This is a genomic window from Bacillus sp. ISL-75, assembly GCF_018613095.1.
The window spans coordinates 171783-185515 of record NZ_JAGGQX010000009.1 but is presented as its reverse complement, the minus strand read 5'-3'; the positions used below and the strand labels follow the sequence as shown (position 1 = coordinate 185515).

The window sequence follows — 13733 nt, the reverse complement described above, 5'->3', positions numbered from 1 at the left end:
AAATTATTTAATGCAAGGTGGAGACGTTTTATATGCGCAGAAATAATAATGAAAAAGATTTAAATAATCGCGCAAAAGAAAATCTATTTAAGGGTTTTCAAAATACGATTGGGATTACGATTGAAAACGAGAAATTATTAAAACAAGCTTTTACTCATTCATCTTATGTGAATGAGCATCGAAGAAAGCCTTTTGAAGATAATGAAAGGCTTGAGTTTTTAGGAGATGCCGTTCTTGAGTTAACTGTTTCACAATTCCTATACAAAAAATATCCTACGATGACAGAGGGAGAATTGACGAAACTTCGGGCTGCAATTGTTTGCGAGCCATCTCTTGTATCATTTGCCAACGAACTGAACTTCGGAAAATTAGTTTTGTTGGGTAAAGGGGAAGAGATGACAGGCGGAAGAGAGCGTCCCGCCTTACTAGCAGATGTTTTTGAAGCGTTCATTGGAGCTCTTTATTTGGACCAAGGAATTGAAACAGTCATTAAATTTCTCGAGAAAATAGTTTTTCCTAAAATTAATGCCGGTGCTTTTTCTCATGTGATGGATTATAAAAGCCAGTTACAGGAACTCATTCAACGGGATGGGACAGGCGCTATTGAATATCGTGTTCTTCAAGAAATAGGGCCTGCCCATAATAAAGAATTTGTATCGAAAGTTTCGTTGAATGGCAAGGAATTAGGTGTAGGTACGGGAAAATCAAAGAAGGAAGCCGAACAACATGCCGCCCAAATGGCTCTCGACATATTAAAGGAAAAAACAACTTAGAAATGACAAAATGTTTGCAAGTAGTCCAGCTTGTATGCATAGGGAGGATTTAGAAATGTTTTTAAAACGGTTGGACATTATTGGCTTTAAGTCCTTCGCTGATCGTATTGGAGTTGATTTTGTTCCAGGCGTAACGGCTGTGGTAGGTCCAAATGGCAGTGGGAAAAGTAATATTACCGATGCTATTCGTTGGGTATTGGGTGAACAGTCGGCCAAATCGCTTAGAGGCAGTAAAATGGAGGATATTATTTTTGGGGGGAGCGATACCAGAAAACCCCTAAATTTTGCTGAAGTTACTTTAACATTAGATAATCAGGATCAAGGCGTTTCACTTGATTATAACGAAGTAAGTGTCACAAGGAGAGTGTCCCGTTCAGGGGACAGTGAATTCTTGATAAATAAGCAACAGTGTCGACTTAAAGATATTATCGACTTATTCATGGATTCTGGGCTGGGAAGAGAAGCATTTTCGATAATTAGCCAAGGAAAAGTGGAAGAAATCTTAAATAGTAAAGCAGAAGAACGAAGAACCATATTTGATGAGGCAGCTGGAGTACTAAAGTATAAACATCGAAAGAAAAAAGCAGAAGTAAAACTGTTTGAAACACAAGACAATTTAAACCGTGTAAATGATATTTTACACGAACTTGAAAGCCAAGTAGAACCATTAAAAATTCAGGCCTCGATGGCAAAAGATTTTCTGGAGAAGAAAGAGGAACTTGAAAAATTTGAAGTTGCCTTAACAGTGTATGAAATTGAAGATCTTCATCAAAAATGGGAGGGCCTTTCCAAACTGTTGAACGAACACCAGGAGGAAGAACTTAAGATCTCTTCTGAGTTGCAAGTAAAGGAAGCAAAAATAGTTGAAAAAAGAGATCAAATGACAGCATTTGATGAGTCAATCACCGACCTGCAGAATGTTCTTCTTCATGCTACAGAGGAGTTAGAAAAACTGGAAGGCCGAAAAGAAGTCTTAAAAGAACGAAAGAAAAATGCTTCACAAAATAAAGAACAGCTTCAAACGAACATTTCGGAATTAACGGAAAAAATTAGCCAGCTAAAAATGAATCGCGACATCCTTTCAATGTCTGCCGAGGATCTTGGAAAGCAGGTCACGGAATTACAAACTCAATTAAAGGGAAAACAGGCGAAACTGCAGTTATTCACCGAAAATATTGAGGATAAAATAGAGAGTTTAAAAAGTGAATATATCGAATGGCTAAACGATCAAGCGGGCGCAAAAAATGAATTGAAATACATTGAACAGCAGCTGGAACAGCAGGAAAGAAGAAGTTCACGACTTGATGTTGAGAATGACAAGTTTATTGAGGAACGGCAAATTGCCAAGGATAAAAAAGCTGCGATCCAATCAGCATTAGACGAAGTACAACAAAAAATAGAAGATCAAGTAGGAGCTTTTCGAGAAAAGCAGCATAAGCTTGAGTCCACAAGAAATAATTATCAAAAACAAGAAAAGACACTCTATCAGGCATACCAAATTCTCCAACAGGCAAAGTCAAGAAAAGAAATGCTCGAAGAAATGGAAGAAGATTATTCAGGCTTTTTTCAGGGAGTAAAAGAAATTCTTAAAGCACGTGGGAAAAACTTAAAGGGAATTGAGGGAGCGGTTGCCGAGCTTGTGACTGTTCCGAAACAGTATGAAACTGCATTAGAAACATCCTTTGGCGGGGCTTTGCAGCATATCGTCGTTGATAATGAACAAAATGGGCGGACAGCAATCCAATATTTGAAACAGAATTCTTTTGGTCGTGCAACCTTCTTACCGTTAAATGTCATTAAGGGAAGACCGTTGTCTTCCGCGCAAATAGCTTCCATCCAAAATCATCCATCCTTTGTTGGAACAGCCGTAAGTCTTGTTAAATTTGATCAAAAGTACTCGGAGGTTATGAGCAGTCTGCTTGGGAATGTTGTCATTACAAAAGACTTAAAAGGCGCCAATGAATTAGCGAAACTTCTTCAATACCGCGGCCGTTTGGTAACGATTGATGGTGATATCGTTAATCCTGGCGGTTCAATGACAGGTGGTGCTATTAAACAAAAAAACTCATCCTTATTAACTCGTAAAGGCGAACTTGAGGAATTAAAAGAGAAGTTAGTTGTGATGGAAGAAAAAACGATCCATCTAGAACAACTTGTAAAGTCATTAAAAGAAGACGTTCATCGTTCAGAAAAACAACTTGAAGAAATGCGCAAAGATGGCGAAGAGTTGAGATTAAATGAACTTTCTTTGAAGGGTGACCTTCGCCAAGCAGAGCTCGAAGAAAAAAATATCAATGAACGTTTAGCTATTTATGACCTTGAAAAAGGGCAATTTTCTGATGAGAAAACAACCTTAATAAATAGAAAAAAAGAATTAGCCATTGCAATGGAGACATACAAAAAAACGATAGATGAGCTTGATGCGCAAATTGCGAAGCTTACCGAACAAAAGTCGAGTGATTTGACCTCAAAAGAGACTCTAACTATTGAAATAAATGATTTAAAAGTAGCGTTTGCTTCTAAAAATGAACAGTATATGAGCACAAAAGAACGGTTGACACTTCTGCAAACAGATTTAGAAGAGAGTGAACAAAAGCATGCTCTTTATACAGAAGATTTTTATCTGTTAAGTTCAGAAATGACAAACAGTTCATCAGGTGAAGAACAGTTAGAAACTGCTGCAATTAGAAAACAACAGGATAAAGAAGCGGCATTACAGTTAATTACGGTTAGAAGAGAAGAACGATTGTCCTTAAAGTCGGCCTTAGAAGACTTAGAATTGGAAGTTAAAGAACTAAAAAGACTCCACCGAGGAATGATTGTTGTTTTAAAAGACGAGGAAGTAAAAATCAACCGCTTGGATGTCGATCTTGAAAACCGTTTTGCACGGTTAAGAGAAGAATATCTTTTATCGTTTGAAGGTGCGAAGGTACAATATCCATTAACGATATCGATTGAAGAAGCGAGAAAAAAGGTCAAACTTATCAAACTGGCCATTGAAGAACTTGGAAATGTCAACATTGGTGCGATTGAAGAGTATGAGCGTGTCTCAGAACGGTATGAGTTCCTAAATGAACAGAAGAACGATCTCCAGGAAGCTAAAGAAACCCTTTATAAGGTTATTGACGAAATGGATGAAGAAATGAAAAAACGCTTTGAACAGACCTTTAATGGAATTCGTGAACATTTTGAACCGGTATTTAGAACTCTTTTTGGTGGTGGGAGAGCCGACCTCGTGCTAACTGTACCAGGTGATTTGTTAAATACAGGTGTCGAAATTGTTGCGCAGCCACCGGGTAAAAAACTGCAAAATTTAGGTTTATTATCAGGTGGTGAACGTGCATTAACTGCGATTGCGCTTCTTTTTTCTATTTTAAAGGTACGGCCCGTTCCGTTCTGTATCCTTGATGAGGTAGAAGCAGCATTGGATGAAGCCAATGTCCAACGCTTCAGCCAATACTTAAAACGATATAGTAAGGAGACGCAATTTATTGTGATTACCCACCGCAAAGGAACAATGGAGGAAGCAGATGTGCTTTACGGGGTAACTATGCAAGAATCAGGTGTTTCAAAGCTTGTATCTGTTCGCTTAGAGGAAACAAAAGAGCTTGTTGAATCTTAAAATTAGGAAGTGAAAAAATGAGTTTTTTTAAAAAATTAAAAGAAAAAATCACAAAATCCACCGATACGGTGACAGAGAAATTTAAGGAAGGTCTTACAAAAACAAGGGATAATTTCTCAGGAAAAGTAAACGACCTTGTTGCTAGGTACCGTAAAGTGGATGAAGACTTTTTTGAAGAATTAGAAGAAATCATGATCCAGGCGGATGTAGGCTTTGATACAGTGATGAAACTGATTGAAGAGTTGAAAATGGAAGTTAAACGCCGGAACATCCAAGACCCACAGGAAGTACAAAGTGTAATATCCGAGAAGTTGGTTGATATCTACAATGCGGGTGAAGAACAATCTTCAAAATTAAATATTCAAGAGGACGGGCTGACCGTCATTCTATTTGTAGGGGTAAATGGGGTTGGAAAAACAACAACAATCGGTAAGCTTGGGTACAAGTTTAAGAATGAAGGAAAGAAAGTATTATTAGCAGCAGGAGATACTTTCCGTGCTGGTGCAATTGAACAACTTGAAGTCTGGGGAGAAAGAGTCGGCGTCGATGTTATTAAGCAATCGGAAGGGTCGGACCCTGCCGCGGTTATGTACGATGCCATACAGGCAGCTAAATCTCGAAAAACAGATATTTTGTTATGTGATACTGCTGGCCGCTTGCAAAACAAAGTAAATTTAATGAAGGAGCTTGAAAAGGTAAAACGTGTGATAGAAAAAGAAATTCCCGGTGCCCCTCACGAAGTGATTTTAGTCCTTGACGCAACAACTGGTCAAAACGCCCTGATCCAGGCAAAAACCTTTAAAGAAGTGACAAACGTTAGTGGAATTGTTCTTTCAAAATTAGACGGAACGGCAAAAGGTGGAATCGTCCTTGCTATCCGCAATGAATTAAAAATTCCTGTGAAATTTGTTGGTCTTGGCGAAAAAATGGATGACCTTCAAGAATTTGAAGCGGAAAAATATGTGTATGGTTTATTTGCAGATGAAGTGGAAAAAGCAGATTAATTGATGTAAAGGTATTATCTTGACAGATAATCTCTGACCTTGTAAACTACTTATGTAAAGGCTTTTCACTTAACATGCGCATTGGAGGGGATTGCATGCTTGAAAAGACGACACGAATGAACTATCTTTATGACTTTTACCATTCGTTGTTAACCCCAAAGCAGCAAAGCTATATGTCTCTCTATTATCTAGATGATTACTCTTTAGGAGAAATCGCCGAAGAGTATGATGTAAGCCGCCAAGCCGTTTATGATAATATCAAGCGGACAGAGGCAATGCTCGAGGAGTATGAGGAAAAGCTGCTATTATTTCAGAAATTTCAAGAGCGCAGCAAACTTTTAAGAAATGTAAAAGAATTGCTCAATGAGGATCACCCTTCAAAGCAGGCAATGTTAGAAGCTGTTGCCGAGTTGGAGAATTTAGATTAGGAGGCGGCATGAATGGCATTTGAAGGATTAGCCGACCGACTGCAAAATACAATTCAAAAAATCCGCGGAAAAGGGAAAGTTTCAGAAGCGGATGTAAAAGAAATGATGCGTGAAGTACGTCTAGCTTTACTAGAAGCAGACGTAAACTTCAAGGTTGTTAAAGATTTTGTGAAAAAGGTCAGTGAACGTGCCGTTGGGCAGGAAGTACTGAAAAGCTTAACACCTGGACAACAAATTATTAAAATCGTTAATGAAGAATTGACGGAATTGATGGGTGGAGAACAAAGCAAAATCGCGGTGTCAAATCGTCCGCCAACGGTCATTATGATGGTCGGTTTACAGGGTGCTGGTAAAACGACAACATCCGGAAAGCTTGCCAACTTGCTTCGTAAAAAGTATAACCGTAAGCCATTGCTTGTTGCTGCAGATATTTATCGTCCTGCTGCAATCAAACAACTTGAAACACTGGGAAAACAATTAGACATGCCAGTTTTCTCACTTGGTGATCAAGTAAGCCCTGTGGAAATTGCAAAGCAAGCCATTGCGAAAGCAAAAGAAGAGCACCATGACTATGTCCTTATTGATACTGCCGGCCGTCTTCATGTTGATGAAGCATTAATGGGTGAGTTAAAGGACATTAAAGAACTGACAAAACCTGATGAAATCTTCCTAGTCGTTGATGCCATGACAGGTCAAGACGCAGTCAATGTGGCCCAAAGCTTTAACGAACAGCTTGGACTAACTGGAGTTGTGTTAACAAAGCTGGATGGAGATACCCGAGGCGGGGCTGCACTTTCAATTCGCGCAGTAACGCAAACACCAATTAAATTTGTCGGTTTAGGCGAAAAGTTAGATGCACTTGAACCTTTTCACCCTGAACGAATGGCATCTCGAATCCTTGGTATGGGTGACGTGCTGACGTTGATTGAGAAGGCACAGGCCAATGTTGATGAAGAAAAGGCTAAAGAGTTGGAACAAAAAATGCGGACAGCTACGTTTACGCTGGAGGATTTTTTGGATCAGCTTGGACAGGTTCGTAATTTAGGTCCGCTTGATGAACTATTAAAGATGATGCCTGGTGCAAACAAGATTAAAGGGTTAAATAATCTTCAAATCGATGAAAAGCAAATTGCTCATGTTGAGGCAATCATCCGTTCAATGACGACTCTTGAAAAAAATAATCCAGAAATCTTGAACGCCAAACGGAAAAACCGAATTGCCAAAGGCAGCGGTCGTTCTGTAACTGAAGTAAACCGTTTGTTAAAACAGTTTGAAGATATGAAAAAAATGATGAAACAAATGACTGGAATGCAGCAAAAAGGTAAGAAAAAAGGTGGATTTAAACTTCCTTTCAAGCCGTTTTAAAATCGAAAAGCGGAAGCGCCCGTTTAGCGGCGTATGGACTGGAGCGCTCCAACTGAGATAAAGGAAACACGGAGAGCGATAGCGATTCGATGTTGACTTATCGTAAGGCGGAGAGCGAAGGCCACTAGCCGTTGGGCGCTGTAGCTAGACAGTCAACTAAGTTCAAATTTTTAACTGTTTTATTTTGGTGATTTTTGGTAATAATGTATGTAAAGAAAAAACACTTTACAAACTATAAAAGAATTGATATTATACTATCTTGTGTGAAACTATTCGGAGGTGCTTATTTAAAATGGCAGTAAAAATTCGTTTAAAACGTATGGGAGCAAACAAAACTCCTTTCTATCGTATCGTAGTAGCAGATTCTCGTTCACCACGTGATGGACGTTACATTGAGATTGTAGGAACTTACAATCCAGTTACACAACCAGCTAAGGTTGACATCAACGAAGAATTAGCTCTTAAATGGTTACAAGACGGTGCTAAACCATCTGATACAGTACGTAACCTTTTCTCTAATCAAGGCATCATGGAAAAATTCCATAATGCAAAATTAAGTAAGTAACTCAGGGACGACGATGAAACAATTAGTCGAAACGATTGTTAAGCCCCTAGTTGATTTTCCAGAAGACGTTCGTGTGGATGTCGTGGAAGATGACAACCGTGTAACCTATCAGTTATTTGTTAATAAAACAGATATGGGAAAAGTTATCGGTAAGCAGGGGCGCGTTGCAAAGGCCATTAGAACTGTTGTTTATGCAGCAGGATCATCACAACAAAAGAAAATTTTTCTAGAAATTGGTGAATAGCTTTTTGCATCTAGATAAAAGGGAGGAATTATTTCCTCCCTTTTTTGCTATAAGAAAAGCAGAAGCGCCCGTTTAGCGAAGTCTCACTAGCCGCCGGGCGCTGGAGCTAGACAGTTCTCAAAGTTCAATGAACGAGGGAGGCATTTCTTTGCAAATCATTCAAACTGTTGTGGTAAAACAAATTCTAACGGAAAATAGTAAGAAAAAATTAGCTGACCATTACGAGGCACAAAAGCTGCAGTATCAAAGGGAGATTAGTCAGCTTCAATTTGAGTTGAAGCGTTTGGAAAAAAACAAGGGATATTCACCTGGAGCAATAAAGAATCATTTTGAAAAAGAAATCAATAAACGTTTGGAAAAAGAAAAGCTAATTGAGTTTCAAATCGAACAATTACATATGCTGCCATTAGGCAGTGAGTTAAAGGAAAAGGAAGTACAAGCCCTCGTTGAAATTAAGATAGGTGACATATGGGACGGGCGGATTGGGCAACCTACAATTATCATAAAAGACGGAATAATAGAAGATATACGCTAGAGGTGTAAAGCTATGGAAAAATGGTTTAATGTCGGAAAAATTGTCAACACACAGGGGCTAAAGGGTGAAGTCCGAGTTATATCAAAGACTGACTTCCCTGAGAAACGCTATAAGGCAGGAAATGTATTATATTTGTTTATGCCTAATTCTAGTTCGCCGATTGAACTAACAGTTAAAAGCCGCCGAACCCATAAAAATTTTGAATTACTTACATTTGAAGGTTATAACAATATCAATGAAGTAGAAAAGTTTAGGGATGGAATTCTAAAAGTACCTGAAACACAGCTTGGTGCATTAAATGAGGATGAATTTTATTACCATGAGATTATTGGATGCCTTGTTGCTACAACAAAAGGCGAGGAGCTTGGAAAAGTTTCTGAAATTCTATCTCCTGGTGCCAATGACGTTTGGGTGGTTAAAGGTAAAGGCGGCAAAGAAATACTAATCCCTTATATCCATGATGTGGTCAAGAAAGTAGATGTGAAAGAAAAAGTCATACTAATCGATCCAATCGAAGGATTACTTTCATGATGCAAATAGATATTCTCACCTTATTTCCGGAGATGTTTACCGGGGTACTGGGACAATCGATTTTGCAAAAGGCTGCTGAGAAATCTGCGGTCAACTATAACGTCGTCAATTTTCGCGGGTTTGCTGATAATAAACATTCAACGGTAGATGATTATCCCTACGGCGGCGGAGCTGGTATGGTATTAAAACCGCAGCCCATTTTTGATGCTGTAACAGCCCTCAAGGAAAAAGCAAAAGGTACGAATCCACGGGTGATTCTTCTTTGTCCGCAGGGTGAACGATATGAGCAGCGGAAAGCGGAGGAATTGGCAAAGGAAGAGCATTTGATTTTTATCTGTGGGCATTACGAGGGTTATGATGAACGAATTCGTGAACATGTAGTAACAGATGAAATCTCAATTGGTGATTATGTCTTAACTGGCGGTGAACTTGGTGCGATGGTTATCGTTGATAGTGTAGTCCGACTCTTACCAGAAGTGCTGGGAAATCAAGAATCTCATATGAAGGACTCTTTCAGCACAGGACTGCTTGAGCATCCTCACTACACAAGACCTGCTGATTTCCGGGGACTAAAGGTTCCAGAAGTTCTATTATCAGGTAATCATAAATTAATAGAAGAATGGCGTAATAAAGAAGCGTTACGGCGAACAATTTTAAGACGTCCAGACCTACTTGAGAAAATAGAATTGACGAATGAACAGGAAAAATGGCTTAAAGAAGTAAAAAAAGAATACGAGTAGTATTGCGCGAGTTTAGCGATTATGGTATGATACTACTTGTGACTTGAGCTGATATGAATCAGATTGTGGTCTTATAACGATGTTCCGCTGCAATATAATTAAGAGTTTGATGTGCATGAGCGTCTGTTGGAAGGAGTTGAAAACGATGCAAAAATTGATTGAAGAAATTACAAAAGAACAACTTCGTACTGATCTTCCTACTTTCCGTCCTGGTGACACTGTGCGTGTACACGTTAAGGTTGTCGAGGGTACTCGTGAGCGTATTCAGTTATTTGAAGGTGTTGTAATTAAGCGTCGTGGTGGTGGAATTAGCGAAACTTTTACAGTTCGTAAAATTTCTTACGGAGTAGGCGTTGAGCGTACTTTCCCAGTACACACACCAAAAATTGCGAAGCTAGAAGTACTTCGTCGCGGTAAAGTTCGCCGTGCTAAGCTTTACTACTTGCGTAACCTTCGTGGTAAAAAAGCAAGAATTAAAGAGATTCGATAATATGAAAAGAAAAAGAGCTTGCTCGGGAGCAGGCTCTTTTTTTTATATAATCGATTTGATGCCCTTGTAATATTAAATTATGAGTTTATAAATTGGTGCTGATTTTTTAACAAATTATTAAAGTTTGATTAAAAATATGATCCCATCGTGTTAAAATTATTGAAATTATGTAAAATAAATTTTATAAAACATTTTTTTACGGAGAATGGCGGGGATTGTTATGACAAAAAAGAAAAATGAACTCTGGGAATGGACAAAGGCCCTTTTGATTGCTGTCATATTAGCTGCAGTTATCCGGTACTTCCTTTTTGCTCCAATCGTTGTCGATGGTTTATCGATGATGCCGACATTGAAGGATCAGGATCGAATGATTGTAAATAAGTTTAGTTATAATATTGGTGAGCCAAAGCGATTTGATATCATTGTCTTTCATGCACCAGAACAAAAGGATTACATAAAGCGCGTGATTGGATTGCCTGGCGACACAATTGAGTATAAAGATGATACATTATATGTTAATGGAAAAGCGTATAAAGAGCCATATTTGGATAAATATAAAAAAGAAGTAGAGGATGGACCGTTAACAGATCCATTTACCTTGGAAGAAAAAATAGGACGTAAAACAGTTCCGGAAGGTGAATTGTTTGTTATGGGCGACAATCGCCGCTTCAGTAAAGATAGTCGGCATATTGGGACCATTTCCTATGATAAAATTATCGGTAAAACCAGTTTCGTTTACTGGCCGTTAAATGATGCACATATCGTAACAGTGAAATAGAGTTTGGGAGGTGGCCAAGCATGACGATCCAATGGTTTCCAGGCCATATGGCTAAGGCTCGCAGAGAGGTCACGGAAAAGTTAAAATTAGTAGATATTATTTTTGAATTAGTGGATGCGAGGATTCCCTATTCCTCGAGAAATCCGATGATAGATGAAATCATTCAGCATAAGCCAAGGCTTGTCTTATTAAATAAGGCTGACATGGCTGATAAAGAAGCAACAAGGGAATGGATTGAGTTTTTTGCGAATAAAGGTATTAAGGCACTCGCAATAAATTCTCATGCGGGAGAAGGCATGAGAGACATTGCCAATGCTTCAAAGGAAATATTGAAGGAAAAGTTTGACCGTTTAAGAGCTAGAGGTGTCAATAATCCAAGAGCGATCCGAGCGATGATAGTTGGAATTCCTAACGCTGGTAAATCAACGTTAATCAATCGATTGGCAAAGAAAAATATCGCTAAAACAGGAAATACGCCTGGTGTAACAAAGGCCCAACAATGGATTAAAGTGGGGAAGGAAATGGAACTGCTTGATACCCCGGGGATTTTATGGCCAAAATTTGAGGACCAAGAAGTCGGCAAAAAACTTGCCGTTACAGGCGCAATCAAAGATACGTTATTAAATCTTCAGGATCTTACTGTCTATACTCTTAAGTATTTAGAACGAGCATATCCAGATCGTTTAAAAGAACGGTACAATCTTGATACCCTTCCTGAGGATGTTGTAGAGATGTTTGACAAAATAGGAGTACTGCGTGGATGTCTTATGGCTGGTGGTATCGTTGATTATGATAAGGTTTCAGAATTGGTCATCAAGGAAATTAGGTCAGAAAAGTTTGGTCGGATTACATTTGAACGACCGACTGATTTTTTGGTTGAATAAAGAAAAAATATAGCTTAAGCTCTCCTAGGCGGAGAGTCTTTTTTATGTAATAATTTACCACTATTTATTGTAGGCATTTTAGCCGTATATCTTGTAAAATAAATTGAGTGAAAGTAAAGGAGCGTTCTAAATGAAATATCGATCTGCATTTGATATTATTGGTCCCGTCATGATTGGACCATCTAGCTCTCATACCGCAGGCGCAGCGCGAATTGGCAGGGTAGCAAGAACCTTATTTGGTCAGCTGCCGAAGAAAGCCATCATCTCATTGTACGGTTCATTTGCAAAAACCTATAAGGGACATGGAACAGACTTTGCCATAGTGGCAGGGCTGTTAGATTTTGATACTTTTGATGGAAGGATGCCACAATCCTTAGAAATAGCAAAACAAATGGGTTTAGAGGTGATCTTTTCTATTGAAGAGGCTGTGATGGATCATCCCAATACCGTAAAAATTAATTTATATAATGATGATAACGAACTCGAATTAGTTGGGATTTCAATTGGCGGGGGTACGATTGAGATAACAGAGTTAAACTCCTTTCCGTTGAAGCTTTCCGGTGAACATCCCGCAATCTTGGTTGTTCATCAAGATCGATTTGGTATTATCTCAGCAGTAACAAGTGTGTTATCAAAAAATCAAATAAATATTGGTCATATGGAAGTTTCTCGATTAGAAAAAGGAGAAATGGCTTTAATGGTTATTGAAGTTGATCAGAAAATTGATGAATTAGTGATAGAGGAACTACATCAACTTTCAAGTGTATCGCAAATTATTCGTATGGTGGAATAGACCATTAATTAGCCAGCGGGAGGTGTCATTATGTTTAGAAATGTAGCAGAACTTGTTCAGTTGGCAGAGAGCAATCAAGTAAAAATAGCGGAAATTATGATCCGGCAAGAAATAGAAGTTTCCGGCCTTTCTAGAGAAGATATAATTGCTAAAATGGATAAGAACTTAACGATTATGGAACAAGCAGTGGAAAGAGGACTTAACGGTGTGTACTCACATACAGGCCTTACCGGTGGAGACGCAGTATTGCTCCAAAACTATATTAAAAGTGGCAAGGCACTGGGGGGGACCATTTTATTAGATGCCGTCAGTAAAGCGGTGGCGACCAATGAAGTGAACGCTGCAATGGGCGTAATTTGTGCAACGCCAACAGCTGGTTCAGCAGGTGTCGTACCAGGTACATTATTTGCAGTAAAAGAAAAATTAAATCCAACCCGACAAGAAATGATTGAATTTTTATTTACCTCAGCGGCTTTCGGATTTGTTGTCGCAAATAATGCCTCTATTTCTGGTGCAGCAGGGGGATGTCAAGCAGAGGTAGGCTCTGCAAGTGGTATGGCTGCAGCTTCGATTGTAGAATTGGCTGGTGGGTCACCTAAGCAGGCTGCAGAAGCGATGGCAATCACATTGAAGAATATGCTTGGATTAGTTTGTGATCCTGTAGCAGGCTTAGTTGAAGTTCCTTGTGTGAAAAGAAATGCAATGGGTGCATCCAATGCCATCACGGCAGCGGATATGGCACTTGCTGGCATTACAAGCAGAATCCCCTGCGATGAAGTCATTCATGCGATGTTCTTAATTGGCCAATCCATGCCATCTGCCTTAAGGGAAACAGCGGAAGGTGGTCTTGCAGCGACACCGACAGGAAGAAGACTTGAACAAGAAATTTTTGGCACAAGCAAAACATTCAAACTAAAAGACTTAGTGAGATCATAACGGAATGAAATAACACCCAAGTTCATCAAAAATATGGGTGTTATT

Annotated in this window: 15 protein-coding genes; all 15 read left to right on the top strand. The window is 39.0% G+C overall.

Going from position 1 to position 13733, the window contains the following annotated elements; all coding sequences use genetic code 11:
- Positions 1-32: 32 nt before the first annotated feature.
- The 15 genes from rnc to sdaAA all read left to right on the top strand — a co-directional run bounded on the left by rnc (position 33) and on the right by sdaAA (position 13688).
- Positions 33-773 carry a ribonuclease III gene (rnc, locus tag J7E63_RS03235; RefSeq protein ID WP_168242755.1) on the top strand — a complete coding sequence of 247 codons (741 nt, stop codon included), beginning with the start codon at positions 33-35 and terminating at the stop codon, positions 771-773.
- A 55-nt stretch (positions 774-828) separates the two neighbouring features.
- Positions 829-4395, top strand: a complete 3567-nt coding sequence (gene smc / locus J7E63_RS03230) for a chromosome segregation protein SMC (protein WP_215010247.1) — start codon at positions 829-831, stop codon at positions 4393-4395.
- 17 nt (positions 4396-4412) lie between these two features.
- Positions 4413-5399, top strand: coding sequence for a signal recognition particle-docking protein FtsY (ftsY, locus tag J7E63_RS03225; RefSeq protein WP_168242757.1), 987 nt, complete (start codon positions 4413-4415; stop codon positions 5397-5399).
- A 95-nt stretch (positions 5400-5494) separates the two neighbouring features.
- The gene (locus tag J7E63_RS03220; RefSeq protein ID WP_215000334.1) at positions 5495-5827 is read left to right on the top strand and encodes a putative DNA-binding protein; all 333 of its coding nucleotides are present in this window, start codon (positions 5495-5497) and stop codon (positions 5825-5827) included.
- A 12-nt stretch (positions 5828-5839) separates the two neighbouring features.
- Positions 5840-7192, top strand: a complete 1353-nt coding sequence (ffh, locus tag J7E63_RS03215) for a signal recognition particle protein (protein ID WP_215010246.1) — start codon at positions 5840-5842, stop codon at positions 7190-7192.
- 292 nt (positions 7193-7484) lie between these two features.
- On the top strand, positions 7485-7757 hold the full coding sequence (gene rpsP, locus J7E63_RS03210) for a 30S ribosomal protein S16 (protein ID WP_215000338.1): 273 nt from the start codon (positions 7485-7487) through the stop codon (positions 7755-7757).
- Positions 7758-7770: 13 nt separating this feature from the next.
- Positions 7771-8001, top strand: a complete 231-nt coding sequence (locus tag J7E63_RS03205) for a KH domain-containing protein (RefSeq protein ID WP_088086362.1) — start codon at positions 7771-7773, stop codon at positions 7999-8001.
- A 148-nt stretch (positions 8002-8149) separates the two neighbouring features.
- A complete protein-coding gene (locus J7E63_RS03200; protein WP_215010245.1) occupies positions 8150-8536 on the top strand; it encodes a YlqD family protein in 387 nt (128 codons plus the stop codon).
- Positions 8537-8548: 12 nt separating this feature from the next.
- Positions 8549-9067, top strand: a complete 519-nt coding sequence (rimM, locus tag J7E63_RS03195) for a ribosome maturation factor RimM (RefSeq protein ID WP_215010244.1) — start codon at positions 8549-8551, stop codon at positions 9065-9067.
- Entirely contained in the window at positions 9067-9807 is a 741-nt protein-coding gene (gene trmD, locus J7E63_RS03190; protein ID WP_215010359.1) for a tRNA (guanosine(37)-N1)-methyltransferase TrmD, read from the top strand. Before rimM ends, trmD begins: the two co-directional genes overlap by 1 nt.
- 145 nt (positions 9808-9952) lie before the next feature.
- Positions 9953-10297, top strand: a complete 345-nt coding sequence (gene rplS / locus J7E63_RS03185) for a 50S ribosomal protein L19 (protein ID WP_215010358.1) — start codon at positions 9953-9955, stop codon at positions 10295-10297.
- A 220-nt stretch (positions 10298-10517) separates the two neighbouring features.
- Complete coding sequence (gene lepB / locus J7E63_RS03180; RefSeq protein WP_088086366.1) at positions 10518-11075, top strand: signal peptidase I; 558 nt, start codon at positions 10518-10520, stop codon at positions 11073-11075.
- Positions 11076-11095: 20 nt separating this feature from the next.
- Positions 11096-11959, top strand: coding sequence for a ribosome biogenesis GTPase YlqF (gene ylqF / locus J7E63_RS03175; protein WP_215010243.1), 864 nt, complete (start codon positions 11096-11098; stop codon positions 11957-11959).
- 130 nt (positions 11960-12089) lie between these two features.
- Positions 12090-12752 carry an L-serine ammonia-lyase, iron-sulfur-dependent subunit beta gene (gene sdaAB, locus J7E63_RS03170; protein ID WP_215010242.1) on the top strand — a complete coding sequence of 221 codons (663 nt, stop codon included), beginning with the start codon at positions 12090-12092 and terminating at the stop codon, positions 12750-12752.
- A gap of 30 nt (positions 12753-12782) precedes the next feature.
- A complete protein-coding gene (gene sdaAA, locus J7E63_RS03165) occupies positions 12783-13688 on the top strand; it encodes an L-serine ammonia-lyase, iron-sulfur-dependent, subunit alpha (protein ID WP_215010241.1) in 906 nt (301 codons plus the stop codon).
- The last annotated feature ends 45 nt before the right edge of the window (positions 13689-13733 follow it).